The following is an 18,632-nucleotide window of genomic DNA, read 5'->3' as shown; positions in this document are numbered from 1 at the left end:
CATCTTCGTTGTCTCGTAACAGAAAATACTCATTTCCATAATCCAACAAACTGCGTCCGACCCGCGAAACGTTATGAGACCTAGCTAAAATTAGAGCGTGTATGGAAAGTAAATACATTGAGAAAATTTTGAGGATTATGTTACAACCCCTAATACTCAATTTGCAATTCTAATAAATGGATCCTGGGGTAGTGGAAAAAACTTTCTTCTTCAAGAATAGTCTCGTACCAATATGCGTAAAGCACAAAAAAAAAACCCGCTGGCGCGAGCGTCACGCTCGTGCCTACTTATAAATACGTCCCACTTTTCTCCGCAAATTCGTATTTTCAACCCTTTCTCGAGAGGTAAATGTACACTCGCAACTCTAGATGTGGTTTTTTCGTACTAGGGGGCATGAGCGCGATGCTCGCGCCAGCGGGTGGCGGAGAATACTCAGTTCCCACAACTTGGTCGACTAAGAGTAATCCGCGAAACGTTAGCAGCTATTTTATCCAAGCTGTCGTCTAAACTATATAGTTCAAACGCTTTGTTATAATCAATAATCGATTTACTTGACGTATTCGGGTCAATACCACAAGATTTTAAATATTGATCATTCCTATTGTAATGTTTTTGAGATTTGAAATTACATGCGACTTCTTCAAGTGTCTGTATTTCATCTTTCGTAAACAAATGTTCATTAAATAATTTGTTTTGGCGAAACTTCAAACCTCTCCCCTAAATAACCATTTTTTACTGTCGTAAGAAATATGAATACAATCCATATCATTTAGCATTTCAAATATTGAATGAAAATGATGTGGAGCAGGTCCAAAATCATTCTCTAAATATCTCATTCCACTAATAGAATAAGTCGTCTTCTGATAATTTTTGAAAATCCGAGCAAAAAAAGTAGACTGCTTAAGACCGGCTTTAAAGGAGTTAATTGTTTTGAGAAAAAAAATGACCATTTCGCAGAACTTATCTAAGTCTGGAACTTTTGTAGCCACTAAATCTATCTGGAGATTCATTGCCTAGTATATAATGCTTTAAGTGAATAAGTTTTATCATGATGATTTTTTGAAATTAACTCATCAATTTTATCGCAAATGGCGGATGATTCTTTTTTCGTTAAATCAGAGGAATCAAGAACCATCTGTTTAAAAGTAAGGGGATTTTTAGCTAAATGAATAAGCTTAGCATTTGAAATTGATGGAATATCACCATTTTCGTATTGCCGATATGAATTTGTCCCAAAACCCAGAATTGAAGACATTTTAGAAGCAGACAAGCCATACTTCTTTCTAATCTTCCTTATTTCTTCTGGAAATGGGATATTATATTTTTCTCTGTACTGATTATAAATCTGATTTAGATTTAATTCTTGCATGACACTGTCAGTAAATAATTCGCCAGTATCTTCGCATTTATATGCAAAACGGTAGAAAGAGAAAGATTCCTTGCGAAATTGCAAAACATCTTTCTCTCTTACCACCTTCATTTCTTTGTCCGTAAAAGGGCTCTTCATGTGTTTTTGAAAGGATATTTCATCCTAAATCTAGAATAATGGAAGGAAATACAAAAAGGTCCGTTATTTGCACAAGTGATTTTGATATACACTTCCTTTCCTTTAATGTTTTTTCCAAACACCCACATAGGCATATTGCCGTATTGGTCATTTGGAATTGGACCTTGAGAATAATCTATTAGTTGTAATGAGGCTAGTATGTTTTCAACTTTTTTCTGTGACAATTCTAAATCTAAAATTGTTTTCCTCATTTTCTTTTCTAGCAGCAAAAAGTATTCTAGAAGATATACTCATCGCTGCCTTGAACTCTCTTAGAAAGTTCAAAAACTTGCTCTTGCAGCATTGGGCTTTGTGTTTAAATTGATCCGGTGTCTTCTTTTCATAAATTAATTATTTTAAATTGTTACAAGGCAAATATACAACTTTAAAGTTCAAAAAATTAATCATTTAATAAATTACTCAACTTTAACGTGTTTTCAATTCAATCAGCTACAACTTGCTAGTTAATTCCCCCGCTGCCGCGAACCTCACGCTCGTGCCTACTTATAAATATGTGCCATTTTCTCCGCAAATTCGTATTTTCAACCCTTTCTTGAAAGGTGAAAGTAAACATGCAACTCTGGGTGTGGGTTTTTGTAGTATGAGGCACGAGCGCGACGCTTGCGGCAGCGGGGGGGTATAAGCTAGTTAGTGGCAAGCATTGACCAGAACTGTTAAAATCTAAACAATCTACACATGCGTTTTGCTTTATTAGGCGATAATCGAATAGAAGCTCAACCGAAACTTAACGGATTGTGCTGCTGCTGTTCGAAGCCAGTTATTGCAAAATGTGGCACACGAAAAATTTGGCATTGGGCACATAAAAGCAAAACAGATTGTGATAATTGGTGGGAACCGGAAACAGAGTGGCACCGAACTTGGAAAAACAATTATCCAGCGGATTGGCAGGAAATAGCTTTATTTGATAAAAGAACAAGCGAAAAAACACATTGCGGATGTTCTTACAGCTAATAGTCTCGTATTAGAATTTCAAACATTCGAATATTCATCCTCAAGAACGAACCTCACGAGAACGTTTTTATAAAAACATGGTTTGGGTAGTTGACGGGACACGATTGAAAAGGGATTTTCCTCGTTTTCTTAAAGAGTGGAAAAGAGACGGAATTAGTGAAGTACATCAAACGGAGAAACCGGGAATATTTGAGGTTTGGTTTCCAGAGTTTTGTTTTCCGGAGCCGTGGCTGAAAAGTTCTGTGCCTGTTATCTTTGATTTTTTCGGGGATGGCTCAATTGATGATCCTGAAGGCTTGCGAAATAATTTTTGCTGTTTATTTCCGCAAGTTGGTATATATGCCAGAGTTGCTGTGATTTCACGTAAAGCTTTTATAAACACAACCACAAATGGAGAATGGACTTTCCGAGTTCAGGAATTCATAAATGAATATAGAAAACGAGACGAGATAAGGCGGAGAGAAAGTCAACAAGGAATGTTGTACTCATCAAACAGAGTAGTTTATACAAGGATAGGAATTCCACTAATTCGTGGCTACAATACATACAAAAAGCCTAGACGAAGATTCTAATTATGCTAGTCACTAACAGCGGCTAATCGCAAATGGCGGGTCAAGTGAATTGGGAACGTTTGTTTTTTATAAATTCGTTTCTCCCCCCGCTGGCGCGAGCGTCACGCTAGTGCCTTTTTGTAAATAAGGACTAATTGTATCAGCAAATTCGTATTTTCGAATCATTCCCGAAAGGTAGAAGTAAACCTGGATACGGTTTTTCCGTAGTATTTGGCACGAGCATGACGCTCGCGCCAGCGGTGCAAATATGCTGTCGGAGTTGGTATTGGATCGGCCTCTTTTGGAGTAAGTTACTCCTATACTTGGCGTTTGTTCGATTTTGATTAATTTTTTGAAAGTGGCTCCAACATATCTCATAGTAATTCCTATACTATTTTTAGGCGCGGGGTTATATAATATTTTCAACGCCGAAAAAGTGCAACAGCGTATTATTAGACAGACCTTGTATTTTCGTTTTCTCCAAAAAACTAACATAACCAATTGGTTCTACCATAGAACTTTAAATAGAGTTTCATCCACGGAGTATCTTATTACCATTCGATGGTCATCGTTGGGAGTAATTGCAGTTTCTGCCTTGTCAATACTATTTTTTATATTGCGATTGTTTTTCCCTGATGGCGAAATTCATTTAAACTGAGAGAATCGATATGACTTCCATGGGCCTATGTAGACGATACATCAGCTAATAGAAGGTTCTTAACAACCGCCGCTGGCGAGCCTCACGCTCATAACTACTTATAAATATGTACCAGTTTTTCCCCGCAAATTCGTATTTTCAACCCTGTCCCGAAAGGTAAAAGTAAACACGCAACTCTGGTGTGGGATGTTCGTACTAGGGGGCACGTGGTGGTAGCTTTTCGCCGTTTGAGAACAGTGCGATACTACAAACTTCGCGTATGCGATGATGAAGGAGGCATAGGCGAATGTTTGTTGAATCTATAAATTAGCTAGCTGTAACTGTTATGAACACTAAAGAAACCATAGAACTTTTTTTAACAATTTGGGGTGCAGGACTTTCTACATTACTTGCAGTTTTTACAATTCTAAAGTATAAGAAAGATGAGCAAGTAAAACTAAGTGTTATTGGTACTAGTGATGAGCCCTTTGATCATATTAGAATTAGCATTTGCAATATTAGTACTAAACCGGCGACAATTATTGCATATTCTATCGGTATTGGTTCTATGAACGATTATCAAACAATAATTGTAAGAAAGAACTTAGGAATTGAAAAAAAATTAAGTGAAAGCGATATTTGGACAGCAACAATAAGTAGGGAAGAAATAATAACTTTATTTGATTCCGCAAATGTAGAACATCAATATTTTCAGACACTTTGGTCAAACGTTATTTTATCAAATGGGAAGGTTTTTTCAAGTTCGGTTTATATAAATCCATCAATAATACTTGAAGACAGGTATACGAAAGCAGAGCCGTTTATAGCAACTGACATTTTCTTAAATAGGCAATCTTTAGAATCTCTTTATTTTAAAATTGGTCTTAAATAAAGCTACAGCTAAGCGGCTACCCGCAATGCCCCCGCTGGCGAGCGTCACGCTCGTGCCTACTTATAAATAGGTGCCAGTTTTTCCCCGCAAATTCGTATTTTCAACCCTTTCCCGAAAGGAAAGAGCAAACCCGCAACTATGGCTGTGGGTTTTTCGTACCAGGGGGCACGTCGTTGTAGCCTTTTCTCCGTTGAGAACAGTGCGATACTACAAACCTCGCGTATGCGGATGATGCAGGAGGGATATGCGAATGTTTGTGGAACCTATAAGGCAAGCAGAGCGACACAAAACATTGACACCAGAAATGACGGCAAAAGAAAAACAAACTCAGTTTATCAAGACGTATTTGAAGCCTGCTTTGAAAAATTTCGGTTATCGGACTAGTGGACAAACTTGGTGGAAAGAAAAAGGCGACTTCTTTACGGTAATCAACTTACAGAATTTCTCTTGGAACAGTAAGGACAGCGTTGACTTTTGTTTCAATATCGGTGTTGCATTAAAAGCTACTATGAACGACACCGAGAAAAAGAAGCCGACAGTTTACGACCTGACGGTTTATCTCAGAGAAAATTCGTATTTGCCAGACAGCCGACAGGAGTATAAATTTAAAAGCAAAACGGGCTATGTTTTGACTGAGCAAACGGACTTGAATGACTTTGTAGCGGAACTTAAATCGGACTTTGAAAATCACATTTTGCCGACTTTAGACAAATTGAATACACTTCAAGATTGTGTAGACCGGTTTGGCAACATTGCTTTTTGGGGTGACAATCTGAAAAAAGTAATTACAGAAAATAAGCTTTTAGCACTGTGAAGACAAGAATACGCCAGCGGGGGAATATTCGGTTTCCAAACCTGGCGCATTGCGTTTGAGCCGCAAAACAGTAGCAGTCATTCTAAAACCGACACACAAAAGAGCCATATGGGACTATTTGACAAGCTTTTTAAGACTAAAAAAGTGCAATACGAAATAGTAAGAGACGAAAACGGAAAACATCAAATTGGGGGTGAAGCGCCACAAGACTTTACGATCCCGGCAAATGAATTTATGGCAGGATTTCAATATTTGGGCTTTATTGATAATACTGACCCAATATTTTCCTGGCTACCATTCAAAGTGCACTTAATTCATCCCATTTACACAGATGAATATTCCGTTTTCCTTGACTATACCAATCCAAACAAACCGACAATTATTGACCCAATTGACACCGCTTCCTCGACAAGTGCGTTTGACGAAATTGACAAAAATTCTAAGATAATTTGGGAAGGTGTGAGGGTACGTTTAGAAGAGAAAGAAGAAATTGACGAATATAATAGTATAGGAATCTGTGGACAGCCAGACTGGTTACAAGATCCTGAAATCCCAATATGTCCGAAAAGTGGAAAGCCTATGAAATTTTTATGTCAATTAGGAAGTTTCAGTGAAATTAAATCGACATTTAGTAATGTGGTTCCGTCAGATGGGATGGCAGAATACTTCGAAAAACTAAATTTTTGGTGTGACGGAAATTTATACATTTTCATTGAGCCGACAACAAAGACAATGTGCTACACAATGCAAAATACATAACGTGACAACAAATGACGGGCAAAAAAGACCCACCTGCTAACTACACCCGCTCCGCAACATCTCCCCAAAGCACTAAGCTCCGCGAACGTCTCCGACTTCGCGGCAATGCTTGAAAGGTGTTTTTAGTATACCCGCGCCTGCCAGCGGAGGGGTGCACGGTAGGCAGTACTCCGCTCCTCAGTTACTCAGTTCCTCAATTCCTCCGTTCCTCCATTCCTCCATTCCTCCGTTGCTCAGTTCCTCAATCCCTCAGTTGCTCAGTTCCTCAATCCCTCAGTTACTCAGTTCCTCCATTCCTCAGTTCCTCAGTTCCTCAGTTACTCAGTTACTCAGTTCCTCAGTTACTCAGTTCCTCAATTCCTCCATTCCTCCATTCCTCCATTCCTCCGTTCCTCAGTTCCTCCATTCCTCAGTTGCTCAGTTCCTCAATCCCTCAGTTGCTCAGTTCCTCAATCCCTCAGTTACTCAGTTCCTCCATTCCTCAGTTCCTCAGTTCCTCAGTTACTCAGTTCCTCAGTTCCTCAGTTCCTCAATTCCTCCATTCCTCCATTCCTCAGCACCCGTCCAATCATCGCCGCGACCAACTCCGGATCCTGGTTGTGGATGCCATGGCTGTATTCAGGAAGCAACAGCACAAACGAATTCCCGCTCCGCAACATCTCCCCGAAGCACTAAGCTCCGCGAACGTCTCCGACTTCGCGGTAATGTTTGAAAGGTGTTTTTAGTATACCCGCCTGCCATCGGAGGGGTGCGCGGTAGGCAGTACTCCGCTCCTCAGTTCCTCAATTCCTCCGTTCCTCAGTTCCTCCATTCCTCAGTTGCTCAGTTCCTCAATCCCTCAGTTACTCAGTTCCTCCATTCCTCCATTCCTCAGTTCCTCAGTTACTCAGTTCCTCAGTTACTCAGTTCCTCAATTCCTCAATTCCTCCATTCCTCAGCACCCGTCCAATCATCGCCGCGACCAACTCCGGATCCTGGTTGTGGATGCCATGGCTGTATTCAGGAAGCAACAGCACAAATGAATTCCGGTTTTTCTGGATCATGCCCGAGTAGTTCTCGATCCGGACGTTATCGAACGCATCCATCCAGGGGCGGAGCTTGATGCCCCATCGTATCGACGTTTCCTCTTCAAACTTTTCAATACGTCGGTTGTAGGCAATCAAAACCGCAACCGGAATATCAGGGAGGGGAGCCAGGTTTTGGTATTCATGGAAAAAAGAAGGGGTACTTCCACTGAGTTCACGTTTCGTTTCCATACGCACGCCCTCAGGCATGTTGGCGTCGGCGCTCATTTCTGTCAGCATTTTGGGCCAGAGTTCGCGGTAGCCGATGGCGCTTTCTGCTTTTTGGCGCGCCGTCTCATTCTGTTCCGGGGTAAGCATAAAATCGGTAGGATCGATAAACACCATCCCGGCTACTTCCTGGGGGTACCGCGAGGCGAAAAGACGGATAAACGGGCCTCCCAACGAGTGGCCTACCAAGAGGTACGGCGCTTTTAAGTGTAATTGTTGCAGCATGCGGTGCAGCTTTTCCACCACATCCGTATCGGTTTTCAAACGGTCGTCGGCTTCCGATTCGCCCAGGCCGTTGCGGTCATACACAACGTAACAGGCGTCTTTCGGCAAATGGGCAAAGACCGGCTCGAAATTACCACCGCCCATCCCGAGTCCACTTTCAAAAACGATAATGGGTTGCCCGGCTTTCCGGTTTTCAAGCCCGACTACTTTGTAGGCCATTTTACGGTTATCCACCGAAACAAAAGAATTCGGGGTATTTTGTGCCTGCACCAGGCCGGGTGCCAACAGCCAGCACACGAGAAAAGATAAGAGAAGGGATTTCATGATGATTGATTGATTGATGATTCCCTGTAAGTCGCCATACATCGAGGATGTTACAGTTCCGAAGCGGTTTGTGCGCTCCCAATTCCTCCGTTCCTCCGTTCCTCAATTCCTCAGTTCCTCAATTCCTCAATTCCTCAGTTCCTCAGTTCCTCAATTCCTCAATTCCTCAATTCCTCAGTTACTCAGTTCCTCCGTTCCTCCGTTCCTCCGTTCCTCAATTCCTCAGTTTCTCAGTTTCTCAGTTCCTCAGTTACTCAGTTCCTCAGTTTCTCCATTCCTCCGTTCCTCCACCCGCTACTTCGTCACCGCATTAACCGGCGCCCCACTCAAACTCTGCGGCTCCCAATAACCCGAAGAACCGTTGTTTTGGTAGAAACCATAGGCTGTATTCGTGGTATACACCATAATCGTACTTTTCGAAGCGATCGCGCCCTTTGGCGTCCCGCTAAGGCTTTGCGGTTCCCAATATCCGGATGAGCCGTTGTTTTGGTAAAAAGCGTAGGCCGTATTGTTGGTATACACCACAATATTGTCGTTAGACGCCGCGGCGCCCTGCGGCGTTCCGCTCAGCGACTGCGTTTCCCAATAACCGGAAGAGTTGTTGTTTTGGTAAAAGGCGTAGGCCCCGGTAGTGGTGTAGACCACGATATTCTTATTGGAAGCCACCGCGCCTATAGGGGTTCCGCTCAAACTTTGCGCCTCCCAATAGCCCGAAGATCCGTTGTTCTGGTAAAAGCCGTAGGCATTCGTCGTGGTGTAGACGACGATATTCGTATCCGTAGCGATGGCGCCCAGTGGTGTGCCGCTCAGGGGTTGCGTTTCCCAATACCCGCTTGAGTTGTTGTTTTGATAAAAGCCGTACGCCATGTTGTTCGTATAGATGACGATCACTTTGCTCGTATTACTTTTTGCCTTGATGGTCTGCGGCAGCGCGTCGTAGTTCACTTTTTCCGCATACAGGGCATACGGCACGCTCATAAGTTGGTTGGTACCGATGATGGTATAGTTCGTGCCACCGGCGGGGTCAACCTCCACCTTCAGGAACTTGCTCCCGTTTTGCCAGTCGATAGACGCGAACGTGCCCGTCACCGGCGTACCCTGTCCGATGTTAAGGTTGAAAAGTCCCTGTGCATTGGTGGGTTTTGTATGCGTTTCGGCGTACGCCACCGGACCCGAAACCGAGTTCGAAAGGATACTGACTTTAATGCCGACGTTGCCATTGATGACCGGGTTTCCGGAAGTAGTGAACGCCACGGCCTGGTAACTGATACCCTGCGGGGCCTGTGCCGACAGTTGCAAGGAAATGAAAAGAGTAAGTAAAAGAGTAGAAAGAATCCTCATGATTAGTGTTTTAGTACTTTAAAAGGGGAAAGTTGTGTATTATCCGTTACAATAAGATAGGTGCCCGTCGGGAGGTGCCCCAGGTCAAGCCGGCCGTTTTGCAGTGTTTGGGTTTCGAGGCATTTGCCCGACAGGTCGAAGACCGACACCTGGCGGACGCTGCCTTCGGCTATATCCAGAAACAGCGAACCCGACGTCGGATTCGGGTAAAACCGCACCCGGTCGGCCGTGTCGATCTCGTCAATCGACAATGAGGTAAACTCAATGCGCGACACCGCGCCGATCAATCCCGAACTTGCCTGGTTCGCATTGGTCGGAACGACAAAAACCTCGCCCACCGAGTAGATGAGTTGGTTGGTGGAAAGCGCGCCGGTATTGGTGGCCGACATCGTTTGTGCCGACGCAACGGATGTGGCAGCCAGCAGCAGGAACGGAAACAGTAGGGTAGTTTTCATCAATAGCGCCTTGTTATAAAGGAGTAGGAAGGGCAAATATAAGGGAAAGTGGGCCGAAGTTTTGGGTTTTGAGGGTTGCGTTTTGAGGGTTGCGTTTTGAGTTTTGCAAAGTTTCCAGTTTCATTCTCGCGTTATCGGAATGTAGAACGTATGAATACGCCGTTTCCCGTTAGCCGGAAGACTGATAGTCATTTTTAGTTCGTCTTTCTCATAGTTGCTTTTCGCATCCGGCGTAATCTCCAGTCGCACCTTGTTGGGATAATGCTCAGGTAGGGGTCTCAGGCCCAGCCCGATAATGTGCAGTGATCCGGGGTTTACGTTCTTTAGAAAAAATGTCAGCACCGAACGTTTTCCGTACACCAGATTCTTACCGCCCTTGTCGATGACGACTTCAATTCTTAGATTGTCTTTCTCATATACAAGATCGTTGCGTTGGAGGAGAAAAGAACTTAGGAAAAACAGAAAGTAAAGGGGTTTCATACTAATAGTGGTAACCGGTTGGGTATGGATAACAAACTGTGTTTCCATATTTAATTCAGCATCAAAAGTCTAAACTTCCCATCCAGGCCCAAGTTTCTCTTGCGGGTCGGGTTCGACGATGTCATAAAAGTTTAGAATCATGGGGTCTTCGCCTTGTTTTATTCGCTTGTGCATATCCAGGAGTTGCGTCAATAGAAGTTCGTCTCCCTTCCGCAATGGGTCGTTCTCGATTTTTAGTCGCGTTAGGGCGCGTTGTGTGGCCCGCCAAAAATAATCACGGTTTTTGGGGGCAAACGAACGCAAGTCGAAATTAAGCGTAAAGCACTCGTCTTTTCGATAAAAACCACCGTAGCCATTATAGATATCACCGTTTTCTTCCCTGAATATGAGCCGTTCCAGATAGTCATAGAACGCTTCCGCACCCTCGATTTCCTTTAATTCGCGCGTAATCAGTTCCAATAGTTCCGACATCAAGGCCCAACGCTTTGCCATGCCTCGTCCGTCTTCCAGTGTCCAAAATGCCGACGCCATTATTTGTCGTTATAGTATTCTTTTGAGGGTCGTGGATTTGCAGCCCGTACCTACCAATTCTAATAAATTCTGTGCGTCCTGCCTTGCTTGCACATCATGTTGGATACTAGGTGTATTCTACACTATCGTCATTACGAGTGTGGACTGCAAATCTTAGGGATCAGAGTAACAGTCCTTCGGTTTTCTCCCATTATCGTTCCAAACGGGCCCCAAAGTATGTTAAATAAGTCTATTCGTAATTACCGACAGTGGCCAGCAGTTCTTTCTTGTAATTGTAGATATCTTCAAGCGATGTCAAGATTTTTTTCTCTCCATTGTCCTTTCCGTTCTGGAAAAGTTCAATGTATTTATTAGCAGAATTGAAATGTAACCTGCAAAGCGGCTTACGATTGTTATCGTCGAGAAGAATGCCGAAGTAAGACTGGGTATCCCGGAAGGCGATGCGTGAAGCCGGTAGCACTTCGCGTAGTATGGCCTTTACAATTTGAGAACCCTCCATTTCGTCTTCTGTAGTTACGAATTTAGGAATTTCAACATTTTCATCTATTAAGGCTGCCGTTTGGGTCTTCGTTGGCACCGTTTCGCTCATATTCAGAGCGTTTTTTAATCGAAAGTTTATGGATTCATTTATCGAGTTGGAAAATGCTTTCTTAGTATACTCGCGGAATGTCGCCAGACGAGGAGCGGTAAGGGATTTGTCAAAAAAACGGCTTACCAGCATTTTGACCAACTGTTCCGATGGATCTTGAAGCTCTTTTTCAAACTCGTTTCGAATTGCTTTAATGTACTTAAGCGCCTCAGCAGAGTCGAGAATATTCTCAAGACTATAACCCGTCTTTGTGAAATTCTCCAAAATCTTCAAACTCGCATCTTTTAGATTTGACAAATCAAGGGTGAAGAACGGTTTCTCATCCATGATATTTGGCTTTTCCAGGTCGGCGTAAAAATTGTAAATATGACCGTTCGTCAGTACACCGAATCGAGCCTTCGAGACATGAAAATATCTATGGAGTTGGGAATTATGTGCGTCAGCATTTTGCTTCCAGTGCTTACACTCGATTATTAGAATGGGTTCACCGTCTTTTTTGATGACGTAATCTACTTTTTCTCCTTTTTTAGTGCCGATATCACAAATAAACTCCGGTATCACCTCTGTCGGATTGAAGATGTCATACCCCAGTATTTGTATAAATGGCATTACAAAAGCGTTCTTAGTAGCCTCCTCGGTATTTATCTGATCTTTAAGAGAGTCAACCCGTTGGTGAAGTTGTTCTAGCTTGAGTCTCAAATCGGTTTGCTCCATGATGTTTTGAATTGGTTCGTCGAAATTATGAAAAATTATTGAACTAACTTTCTGTGGCTGTAAAACAATCTAAGCTCCGTTTCTGATTAGCAGCGGCTTGCCTGAATTCTTTACAAGGTCGCTGCAAGCATCGGATTGATAATATAAGGCGATTCTCTATCTGTCGGATTGTGGCTGCAGAACGTCGAAAAAGAATCGGGAGGGTTTTGAGGTAAACTACGCGTAGGGATGACCTTAAGCGCCCTTCACTCACAATACACCCGTAACACCTCCTCATACGCTTCTCTCCGTTTTTCAACGGCAGCCGGAGTAGTAGGACCACCCGATGTACAGTACACAATGACGCCATCGACTGTGATCAGGGTGAAAGGATAGCCGTTCGAGAGTCCGATGCTGTCGAGCTCGTCCTGTGTCGTCCGACAATGGCGGAAGTGAAGCGGTCGTTCGGTCAGCACATCGGCCAGTTGGGCCTTGCTGAGGTAGGTGACCGCGATGAAGTCGGCTTTGCCCGCATAGCGTTGCTGCAGGTCGTTGAGCCCGTCAAAGGCAGCCGTGCAGGGATCGCCACAATCGTACCAAAAATAATACAGGGTGACACGTTTGGTAGCACCGCTATAGAAAACACTGTCGTCTGATTCGCTTGCCGTAAAGAAGGGCAGCCGCGTGCCGATCTTACTGCTGTCGCGCTCCCGGATACGTTGCGCCAGTGCATCGGCATTCGAACCCACAGGCAGCATACCACCCTGCGCACAAACGATAGGGGCGAAGGTGAGGCAAAGCCAGAGGATGTAGTGGTTTCGTGTCACGTGGCGCTGAATGGGAGTAAATTAAAACGAATGCAAAAAGAGCATACGCTTAGCCTCGCTATGAGAGGTCAAACCGGCGTCACTTTTAGTAGTTGCGCTTTCCATTTCTCCCATTCCTGCTCCGCCGGAATCCGGTTAGCCATCGTTTTCAGTACCACGGCTTCGTGTGTAGGGGTGAGGGCGATGAGTTCAAAGTAAAGCTCCGCATTCTGCCGCAGTGTCAATTCCTGTATGTCCGATACTGCAAGGCGAAATCGCACCGTGATAAAGCCCAGTGGGTTCACATAAAGGCCTTTGACGATATGTCCCCTTCGCAAACGCACCGAAACCGACAGATTCCCCAAATCAAAACACAACATCGCCGTGAAAAAGTAGGGGGCACTACAGATAAACGGAACATCCGCGGGTAAGGGCGCGGCAAGCAAGGCCGCCAATAGTGCGTAATACACGATCTGTACCAGCGGGTGAAGGAGTTCTTGTTTATCGATTTCCATAGTGGGTATCCATTAGGTGTCGTAGTAGTCGCAACAAAGGCTGTATAGACAAACCATATAACGTCCCTAAGATACAATTTTCCCCACTGCAAAAATAACGTTCCCTACGATCGTGTTCGATTATAGTCACGTTCAGGATCCCCGCCATTTTTACCGCTTCTCCAACGTAATCCCTTCCCAACTGTCAGGGTCGCCCACCACGATATAGATCGTATACGGAGGAGCGTCGTTGTTGATATGAAAGCTATTGAGGTCAGACAGTCCCGAAGAATCCGTTTCCCCGGTTCGCAGCCTCATGATCGTGTCATAGTCCATCGGGATTACCCAACTGCCCTGGTCTTCTGCCACGTCCCACTTCCCCGAGGCATTCACGAGTTCATAATCCGATAGCCCGCTGCCGGAACCGTGATGCGGAAAATACCGGAAGGCAAAGGTCTTGTCAGCGTTGAACCGGATTACGGTTTTACCCGAAACGCTGTCCGGTAGGTGAAGTTGCTTCCGTGACGCGTCGGCAATTACATATGTGCCCACGATGTCGTTTGCATCCGGCTGATGAGTGGCAAAATCAGCAAATGGCGATTGTATCCGTTCACCTGTGATCAGGCTGTAACCACCCGCCAACAGGCAGGGCAACAGTTCGACCCCAAATGAAAACAGCAGGCCATATACAAAAAGACGGGGGCGTATCCGTCTGATAAACGCACGCTGACTGTTTCGGGTGAGGAGTTGGAAAATCCACCCACCCGTATACAGCACATTGGCCAGCAGCAGGAAGACCGCCGTCGCCAGATAGAACAGGAAAAAGTCGGAAAAGAACGACCAAAGGTCTTTTACGATATACGACAGCAGTGTCAGGGAAAGGATCCCAAAAAGCACCAGTAAGATGTTATACAGAGGACGTCGGAATTCCCACCAAAGCACCATCCGCACCCAGTGGCGGCTATCGTCAGTGTTTACAAGGAAAAGGCGTTTGAGCATGAAGGGGTGTTGGTTGATAGTTCATAGTTCGTAGTTCATAGTTCATAGTTCGTAGTTCATAGTTCATAGTTCATAGTTCATAGTTCATAGTTCATAGTTCATAGTTCATAGTTCATAGTTCATAGTTCATAGTTGAGGAGAATATGGTTGCTACGTAGCAAAACTACTCTTTTCTTTCATCCGCCACCAAAACCCTCAACCCTCAACCCTCGAACCTGAACCAAGAACCAAGAACCCAAAACCCAAAACCCAAAACCCAAAACCCAACTTCCCAACTTCCCAACTCCTAACTCCTAATTCCTAACTCCTAATTCCCTCTTCCTCGCAATATACCGCGACACCGGCTTCAACGGGCGGTTAATGAATTCCGGATGATAACCCGGATGGTCAAAGAAGTCATACGTATTGTCATGCTTCAAATACCAGAGTATGGGTTTTCCCCCGCGGAAAAACGTCGTCGTATCACAAACGTTCACCTTCCGCACCGCGAATTGCCTCTCGTCAAAACCCAGGATGGTTCCCTGGCTGCCGTCCGCGCTGCAATCCACCCGTTCATAATGGTCGCCCTGCCATTGCATACAACCGGTGCCACGTTGCGCCAGCGTCCACCAAATCCCAATCCCTGAAAGCAAAAGCGCCACCACAATAAGGGCGCGTTTTCTGCGCGGTGGTCGAACTACCCCATCTATTGGTTCCCTGCGGTCTGGAACCACCGGCGCGTCCATTAACTCAGTTGCCGTAACAGACGCCACGGGCGACGTGCCCTGTTCGGCTTTTACGGATGCCTCTTTTTCCGGAACCGTGTATTTCCAATACGGCCGGGGCCGGAAATCCACCAACAGCGCCGCCATATCGGCATTTGTTTTGTCGGTGAATTTCTCCGTTGCGCCGTTAAAAAAGTTGGAAATAGCACGAAATCGCTCCGTCTTTTTGCGTGCCGCCTGTAGCCGTGTAGCGTCGTATGCCTCTCCCATAAATCGAAGGTAGATATCCAGGTCGGCTTCATTCGCCTCGCGGCACAATTCAAAGCACAGATCGCGAAGACCTGCCTGCCCCGGCGGGTCCAGGTAAGTGGATAAAGGTCCTGTCCGGACAGCCTCATATTTCTTCCTGATTTCGGATTGGTAATGGGTAAAACGATCCATTGCGTCAGGTATTGGTGGGTAATCGTGAGAAGAGCGGGTAATCGTGGGAATTCCAGGTAATCGGCTGCAACTACCGCATCTACAGCCCGTTACTTTGCCTCGGAAACCAGTTCCCGGGTCCGGTCTGCAGCCGGTCAAATGTACAAAATGGTTTTCAAACTCCGGCGGACCTGCGACCGGAACGGATGGGGAAGTCCACTCCCGCGTCGTAACGGTCCGCCACTTCCCCAAAAGCATGCACCCGTCCGGAAGCTTACGGACGGTACCCGTCGGCGCCCTGCCGACCCTGAAACCTTTTGTTCAACTTTTTACATCCATTCAAATGAAAAAGTATATCTTTTTTTCAGCTATCATAGCCCTTTGTACGCTCGCTTCCTGCTCCGATGACGGACTCGCGGGCCCTGTTACCAACCCCACACCGGCCCAGGCCGACGACACCGGTGGCGACACCGGACACGTGCCGCCGCTGCCTCCAAAACCAGGAGGAATCAAGCCGTAAGTGCTTGATGTGGACATAAATTACTACTTTCGGGGAATAGTACTTTGTATGAAGTGGTATTCCCCATTTTTTTGTGTCCTGTTCGTATGGGCGTGCCGTGATCGCGACCACGCGGCCTACGAACACACCCGCGACAGCCTCTGGACGGTCGCCAACGATACCCTGCGCCCCAAACAACAGCGATGGGCCTCACTCAACCGCCTGCGCGCACTCACCCAACAACAGCAAGACGACAGCGCGCTATTTGTCGTAGCATCCGAGCGTTATGCGCAATCGTACGACCGCGACCCGGCGCAATACGAACGGTGGCTGGCTGAATTCCGATCGGATATCCGGCGCATGAACAACCCTCGTTTTACCAGCTACTTCAACGCGATGTACGACGCGGGCAACCAGTCGCCGGCTTCTGTCTATCGCTTGTACGATCGCCTCTGCCGTCAGGCGGAAGCAGCCCATGACACCGCCTACATCGTATACGGTCGCCTCCAGATGGCCACGCTCGAAAACGAGGCGGGCGACTACAGCGGAAGCGAAGAAACCGTAACCGGCACGCTTCCGTTACTCGACGAAAAAGACCCCGCCGACGCCGCCTCATTCGAATCGGCCTACGACCTGTTAGGGGAGAGTTATCTCAGTCGCGACGACCTGCGGAAGGCACTTCATTACTTTGAAGCATCGCTTCGGTTCGCTACCACCTTTGACCGTCGGCTCACCCACGAAAACAATGTGGCGTTCGCCCACATCCGCCTCAAAGAATACGACAAAGCGATACAACGCCTGCAACGCTGCCTCCACGATCCCAAAACAAAACGGTACCCGCGCGAACAGGCGCGATTGCTCAAGAACCTCGGATACGCCCGGTTCTGCGCCAACGCCACCCAGGGGGAAGCCGATATGCTGGCGGCCCTTGATCTCCGTGAGAAAAACGGACTGTCAGAAGAACTGGCTTCCAGCTATATGGACCTGGCCGAATGCTACCAAACAAAAAACCAGGCCCAAAGCAGGGAGTTTGCGCGCAAAGCCTATGCTGTTTCCACCCGCCTGCAACGTCCGGACGACCGCCTCGAAGCCCTGCGCTTTCTCGGGCGCCTGTCGTCGGGCCACGAAGCGCTGGGCTATTATCGCACACTCACAAAAGTAGACGACAGTATTCGCGGGCTCCGCCGTAGTGCGCGCAACGAGTTTGCCCATATCCGCTACGAAAAATCCCGGGTCGAACGAAAGAACGAGCAACTCGCGCAGGAAAAACGTCGGCAAAAATGGATCGGCATCGCCTGGGCGTCGTTTGCCCTGTCGCTGCTGACCGTCGGTATTTTCCTCTTCTACCGCTTCAAAAAGCAAAAACAACTCGAAGCCTACCAAGCCGAAACCCGGTTGTCACGCCGCCTGCACGATGAAGTGGCCGGCGATTTGTCAAAAATGATGGCCTTCGCCGAGACCGCCGACCTGGCGAACGACCACAATCGCGAAAAACTGCTCTCAGGACTCGACACGGTCTACGGACGTACGCGCGACATTGCCCATTCGAATGCCGATATTGCCACCGGCGACAGCTTCCCCGGCGAGTTACGCGAGTTGATGGAAGTGTTCCAGGGCCAGTCGCAAATGATCATCGTCGGATTCGACGCCGTCCCATGGAACCGCCTGTCGGCCGCCAAACAAATCGTCGTCTACCGCGTGATACAGGAACTGCTGACCAACATGCGGAAACACAGCGACGCCCAGCTCGTGACCCTTCGATTCGGACTAGAGAACCGGTCGCTGTCGGTACACTATGGTGACAACGGCACCCAAAAAGGCACCCGGCGCCCGAATGGACTGCGCAATGTGGAAAACCGTATTCGTGTCGTAAAAGGACGCTTTACCTTTGGATTTGAAGACGGAAAAGGGTTCCGTGCTTCGTTCACTATTCCGTTATAACGTATGAAGATCCTGGTAGCAGAAGATATCGACAGCATTGGTCTCGGACTCGAAACGCTCTTTCGGCGGTTAGGCGAGGTAGACGTCACCCAGGTGGCCTACTGTCGGGAAGCCTATTTAAAACTACAGCGCGCGGCAATGGACGGCGCACCCTTCGATTTACTCGTGACCGATTTGGTATTCGACCCCGGAAACGGCGATTCGGAACTCAAAGGAGGCGAAGACCTCGTGGCCCTCATCCGCGAGAAAAACATCAACGTACGCATTGTCGTCTATTCCGTCGAGAACCGCCTGTCGGCCCTTCGCCGTCTTTTTGAAAAGTATGCCATCGATGGCTATGTGACCAAAGGACGCGACAGCAACCGCGAATTGTTGGCCGCCGTAGAAACCGTGATGGGAGGGAAGCGCCACCTGCCGTCACAATTCCCCAATCTGCTGACGCGAACGCCGTTGACCGACGTAACCGAATACGATCTGACCCTGCTTCGGCTGCTGGCGGAAGGATTGAAAAACGAAGAAATCGCCGCCCGACTGAAAGCCAAAGGTGAATCGGCGTCGTCGCTGAGCAGCGTCGAGAAGAAAATCGCTCGGCTTAAACTCATTTTTGACGCCCGGAACTCCAACCAACTCGTTTTGAGAGTCAAAGAGTTGGGTCTGATGTAAGAATA

Annotated in this window: 20 protein-coding genes and 1 pseudogene; 9 read left to right on the top strand and 12 right to left on the bottom strand. The window is 46.6% G+C overall.

All coding sequences use genetic code 11. The features are described 5' to 3' along the window. Positions 1 to 136: 136 nt before the first annotated feature. A pseudogene (locus tag MKO97_RS15165) lies at positions 137 to 220 on the top strand (P-loop NTPase fold protein); the annotation flags it as partial. Positions 221 to 704: 484 nt separating this feature from the next. Here MKO97_RS15165 and MKO97_RS12415 read toward each other — a convergent pair. Together MKO97_RS12415 and MKO97_RS12410 are read right to left on the bottom strand one after the other, a co-directional pair. Next, on the bottom strand, positions 705 to 1,010 hold the full coding sequence (locus tag MKO97_RS12415) for a hypothetical protein (protein ID WP_241103533.1): 306 nt from the start codon (positions 1,008 to 1,010) through the stop codon (positions 705 to 707). After that, positions 1,007 to 1,507, bottom strand: coding sequence for a type II TA system antitoxin MqsA family protein (locus MKO97_RS12410; RefSeq protein WP_241103532.1), 501 nt, complete (start codon positions 1,505 to 1,507; stop codon positions 1,007 to 1,009). The genes MKO97_RS12415 and MKO97_RS12410 overlap by 4 nt, the downstream gene beginning before the upstream one ends. A 735-nt stretch (positions 1,508 to 2,242) precedes the next feature. Here MKO97_RS12410 and MKO97_RS12405 point away from each other — a divergent pair. The 5 genes from MKO97_RS12405 to MKO97_RS12385 all read left to right on the top strand — a co-directional run bounded on the left by MKO97_RS12405 (position 2,243) and on the right by MKO97_RS12385 (position 6,171). Beyond that, positions 2,243 to 2,518, top strand: coding sequence for a competence protein CoiA family protein (locus MKO97_RS12405; protein WP_241103531.1), 276 nt, complete (start codon positions 2,243 to 2,245; stop codon positions 2,516 to 2,518). A gap of 77 nt (positions 2,519 to 2,595) precedes the next feature. After that, the gene (locus MKO97_RS12400; protein WP_241103530.1) at positions 2,596 to 3,090 is read left to right on the top strand and encodes a hypothetical protein; all 495 of its coding nucleotides are present in this window, start codon (positions 2,596 to 2,598) and stop codon (positions 3,088 to 3,090) included. Between the two features lie 962 nt (positions 3,091 to 4,052). Further along, positions 4,053 to 4,598: a hypothetical protein gene (locus tag MKO97_RS12395; protein ID WP_241103529.1), complete on the top strand. Its 546-nt coding sequence runs from the start codon at positions 4,053 to 4,055 to the stop codon at positions 4,596 to 4,598. Positions 4,599 to 4,902: 304 nt separating this feature from the next. After that, complete coding sequence (locus MKO97_RS12390) at positions 4,903 to 5,412, top strand: DUF4304 domain-containing protein (RefSeq protein WP_241103528.1); 510 nt, start codon at positions 4,903 to 4,905, stop codon at positions 5,410 to 5,412. 108 nt (positions 5,413 to 5,520) lie between these two features. Further along, positions 5,521 to 6,171: a hypothetical protein gene (locus MKO97_RS12385; RefSeq protein WP_241103527.1), complete on the top strand. Its 651-nt coding sequence runs from the start codon at positions 5,521 to 5,523 to the stop codon at positions 6,169 to 6,171. Between the two features lie 902 nt (positions 6,172 to 7,073). On the opposite strand, the gene MKO97_RS12380 is transcribed toward MKO97_RS12385, so the two are convergent. The 10 genes from MKO97_RS12380 to MKO97_RS12335 form a co-directional block, all read right to left on the bottom strand. Continuing rightward, complete coding sequence (locus MKO97_RS12380; protein ID WP_241103526.1) at positions 7,074 to 8,012, bottom strand: alpha/beta fold hydrolase; 939 nt, start codon at positions 8,010 to 8,012, stop codon at positions 7,074 to 7,076. Positions 8,013 to 8,306: 294 nt separating this feature from the next. Continuing rightward, a complete protein-coding gene (locus MKO97_RS12375) occupies positions 8,307 to 9,353 on the bottom strand; it encodes a hypothetical protein (RefSeq protein ID WP_241103525.1) in 1,047 nt (348 codons plus the stop codon). A 2-nt stretch (positions 9,354 to 9,355) separates the two neighbouring features. After that, the gene (locus MKO97_RS12370) at positions 9,356 to 9,808 is read right to left on the bottom strand and encodes a T9SS type A sorting domain-containing protein (RefSeq protein ID WP_241103524.1); all 453 of its coding nucleotides are present in this window, start codon (positions 9,806 to 9,808) and stop codon (positions 9,356 to 9,358) included. A gap of 120 nt (positions 9,809 to 9,928) precedes the next feature. After that, on the bottom strand, positions 9,929 to 10,288 hold the full coding sequence (locus MKO97_RS12365) for a hypothetical protein (RefSeq protein WP_241103523.1): 360 nt from the start codon (positions 10,286 to 10,288) through the stop codon (positions 9,929 to 9,931). Between the two features lie 69 nt (positions 10,289 to 10,357). After that, positions 10,358 to 10,819 (bottom strand): hypothetical protein, encoded by a 462-nt coding sequence (locus tag MKO97_RS12360; protein ID WP_241103522.1) that lies wholly within the window; start codon positions 10,817 to 10,819, stop codon positions 10,358 to 10,360. A 229-nt stretch (positions 10,820 to 11,048) separates the two neighbouring features. Then, on the bottom strand, positions 11,049 to 12,122 hold the full coding sequence (locus tag MKO97_RS12355) for a type I restriction endonuclease (protein WP_241103521.1): 1,074 nt from the start codon (positions 12,120 to 12,122) through the stop codon (positions 11,049 to 11,051). A gap of 245 nt (positions 12,123 to 12,367) precedes the next feature. Further along, positions 12,368 to 12,928, bottom strand: a complete 561-nt coding sequence (locus MKO97_RS12350) for a hypothetical protein (RefSeq protein ID WP_241103520.1) — start codon at positions 12,926 to 12,928, stop codon at positions 12,368 to 12,370. A 68-nt stretch (positions 12,929 to 12,996) separates the two neighbouring features. Beyond that, a complete protein-coding gene (locus MKO97_RS12345) occupies positions 12,997 to 13,422 on the bottom strand; it encodes a hypothetical protein (RefSeq protein WP_241103519.1) in 426 nt (141 codons plus the stop codon). A 150-nt stretch (positions 13,423 to 13,572) separates the two neighbouring features. Then, positions 13,573 to 14,400, bottom strand: a complete 828-nt coding sequence (locus tag MKO97_RS12340) for a hypothetical protein (protein ID WP_241103518.1) — start codon at positions 14,398 to 14,400, stop codon at positions 13,573 to 13,575. A 293-nt stretch (positions 14,401 to 14,693) separates the two neighbouring features. After that, positions 14,694 to 15,545, bottom strand: a complete 852-nt coding sequence (locus tag MKO97_RS12335; RefSeq protein ID WP_241103517.1) for a hypothetical protein — start codon at positions 15,543 to 15,545, stop codon at positions 14,694 to 14,696. 322 nt (positions 15,546 to 15,867) lie between these two features. Between MKO97_RS12335 and MKO97_RS12330 the strand changes: the two genes are divergently transcribed. The 3 genes from MKO97_RS12330 to MKO97_RS12320 are packed head-to-tail and all read left to right on the top strand — an operon-like array spanning position 15,868 to position 18,627. Then, the gene (locus MKO97_RS12330; RefSeq protein ID WP_241103516.1) at positions 15,868 to 16,044 is read left to right on the top strand and encodes a hypothetical protein; all 177 of its coding nucleotides are present in this window, start codon (positions 15,868 to 15,870) and stop codon (positions 16,042 to 16,044) included. Between the two features lie 48 nt (positions 16,045 to 16,092). Then, on the top strand, positions 16,093 to 17,964 hold the full coding sequence (locus MKO97_RS12325; RefSeq protein ID WP_241103515.1) for a hypothetical protein: 1,872 nt from the start codon (positions 16,093 to 16,095) through the stop codon (positions 17,962 to 17,964). A 3-nt stretch (positions 17,965 to 17,967) separates the two neighbouring features. Next, entirely contained in the window at positions 17,968 to 18,627 is a 660-nt protein-coding gene (locus tag MKO97_RS12320; protein WP_241103514.1) for a response regulator, read from the top strand. Positions 18,628 to 18,632: the final 5 nt, after the last annotated feature.

The sequence above is a fragment of the Flavobacterium sp. HJ-32-4 genome (assembly GCF_022532105.1).
Taxonomy (GTDB): Bacteria; Bacteroidota; Bacteroidia; order Flavobacteriales; family Flavobacteriaceae; genus Flavobacterium.
Note: the sequence above shows the minus strand (reverse complement) of the source record. Positions and strands in the feature narration are given on the sequence as shown.

What these genes read in the sequence shown, in the direction of transcription:
- MKO97_RS12415 (WP_241103533.1), bottom strand. Translation starts at nt 1,010, where the DNA reads ATGAATCTCCAGATAGATTTAGTGGCTACAAAAGTTCCAGACTTAGAT.
- MKO97_RS12410 (WP_241103532.1), bottom strand. Translation starts at nt 1,507, where the DNA reads ATGAAGAGCCCTTTTACGGACAAAGAAATGAAGGTGGTAAGAGAGAAA.
- MKO97_RS12405 (WP_241103531.1), top strand. Translation starts at nt 2,243, where the DNA reads ATGCGTTTTGCTTTATTAGGCGATAATCGAATAGAAGCTCAACCGAAA.
- MKO97_RS12400 (WP_241103530.1), top strand. Translation starts at nt 2,596, where the DNA reads ATGGTTTGGGTAGTTGACGGGACACGATTGAAAAGGGATTTTCCTCGT.
- MKO97_RS12395 (WP_241103529.1), top strand. Translation starts at nt 4,053, where the DNA reads ATGAACACTAAAGAAACCATAGAACTTTTTTTAACAATTTGGGGTGCA.
- MKO97_RS12390 (WP_241103528.1), top strand. Translation starts at nt 4,903, where the DNA reads ATGACGGCAAAAGAAAAACAAACTCAGTTTATCAAGACGTATTTGAAG.
- MKO97_RS12385 (WP_241103527.1), top strand. Translation starts at nt 5,521, where the DNA reads ATGGGACTATTTGACAAGCTTTTTAAGACTAAAAAAGTGCAATACGAA.
- MKO97_RS12380 (WP_241103526.1), bottom strand. Translation starts at nt 8,012, where the DNA reads ATGAAATCCCTTCTCTTATCTTTTCTCGTGTGCTGGCTGTTGGCACCC.
- MKO97_RS12375 (WP_241103525.1), bottom strand. Translation starts at nt 9,353, where the DNA reads ATGAGGATTCTTTCTACTCTTTTACTTACTCTTTTCATTTCCTTGCAA.
- MKO97_RS12370 (WP_241103524.1), bottom strand. Translation starts at nt 9,808, where the DNA reads ATGAAAACTACCCTACTGTTTCCGTTCCTGCTGCTGGCTGCCACATCC.
- MKO97_RS12365 (WP_241103523.1), bottom strand. Translation starts at nt 10,288, where the DNA reads ATGAAACCCCTTTACTTTCTGTTTTTCCTAAGTTCTTTTCTCCTCCAA.
- MKO97_RS12360 (WP_241103522.1), bottom strand. Translation starts at nt 10,819, where the DNA reads ATGGCGTCGGCATTTTGGACACTGGAAGACGGACGAGGCATGGCAAAG.
- MKO97_RS12355 (WP_241103521.1), bottom strand. Translation starts at nt 12,122, where the DNA reads ATGGAGCAAACCGATTTGAGACTCAAGCTAGAACAACTTCACCAACGG.
- MKO97_RS12345 (WP_241103519.1), bottom strand. Translation starts at nt 13,422, where the DNA reads ATGGAAATCGATAAACAAGAACTCCTTCACCCGCTGGTACAGATCGTG.
- MKO97_RS12340 (WP_241103518.1), bottom strand. Translation starts at nt 14,400, where the DNA reads ATGCTCAAACGCCTTTTCCTTGTAAACACTGACGATAGCCGCCACTGG.
- MKO97_RS12335 (WP_241103517.1), bottom strand. Translation starts at nt 15,545, where the DNA reads ATGGATCGTTTTACCCATTACCAATCCGAAATCAGGAAGAAATATGAG.
- MKO97_RS12330 (WP_241103516.1), top strand. Translation starts at nt 15,868, where the DNA reads ATGAAAAAGTATATCTTTTTTTCAGCTATCATAGCCCTTTGTACGCTC.
- MKO97_RS12325 (WP_241103515.1), top strand. Translation starts at nt 16,093, where the DNA reads ATGAAGTGGTATTCCCCATTTTTTTGTGTCCTGTTCGTATGGGCGTGC.
- MKO97_RS12320 (WP_241103514.1), top strand. Translation starts at nt 17,968, where the DNA reads ATGAAGATCCTGGTAGCAGAAGATATCGACAGCATTGGTCTCGGACTC.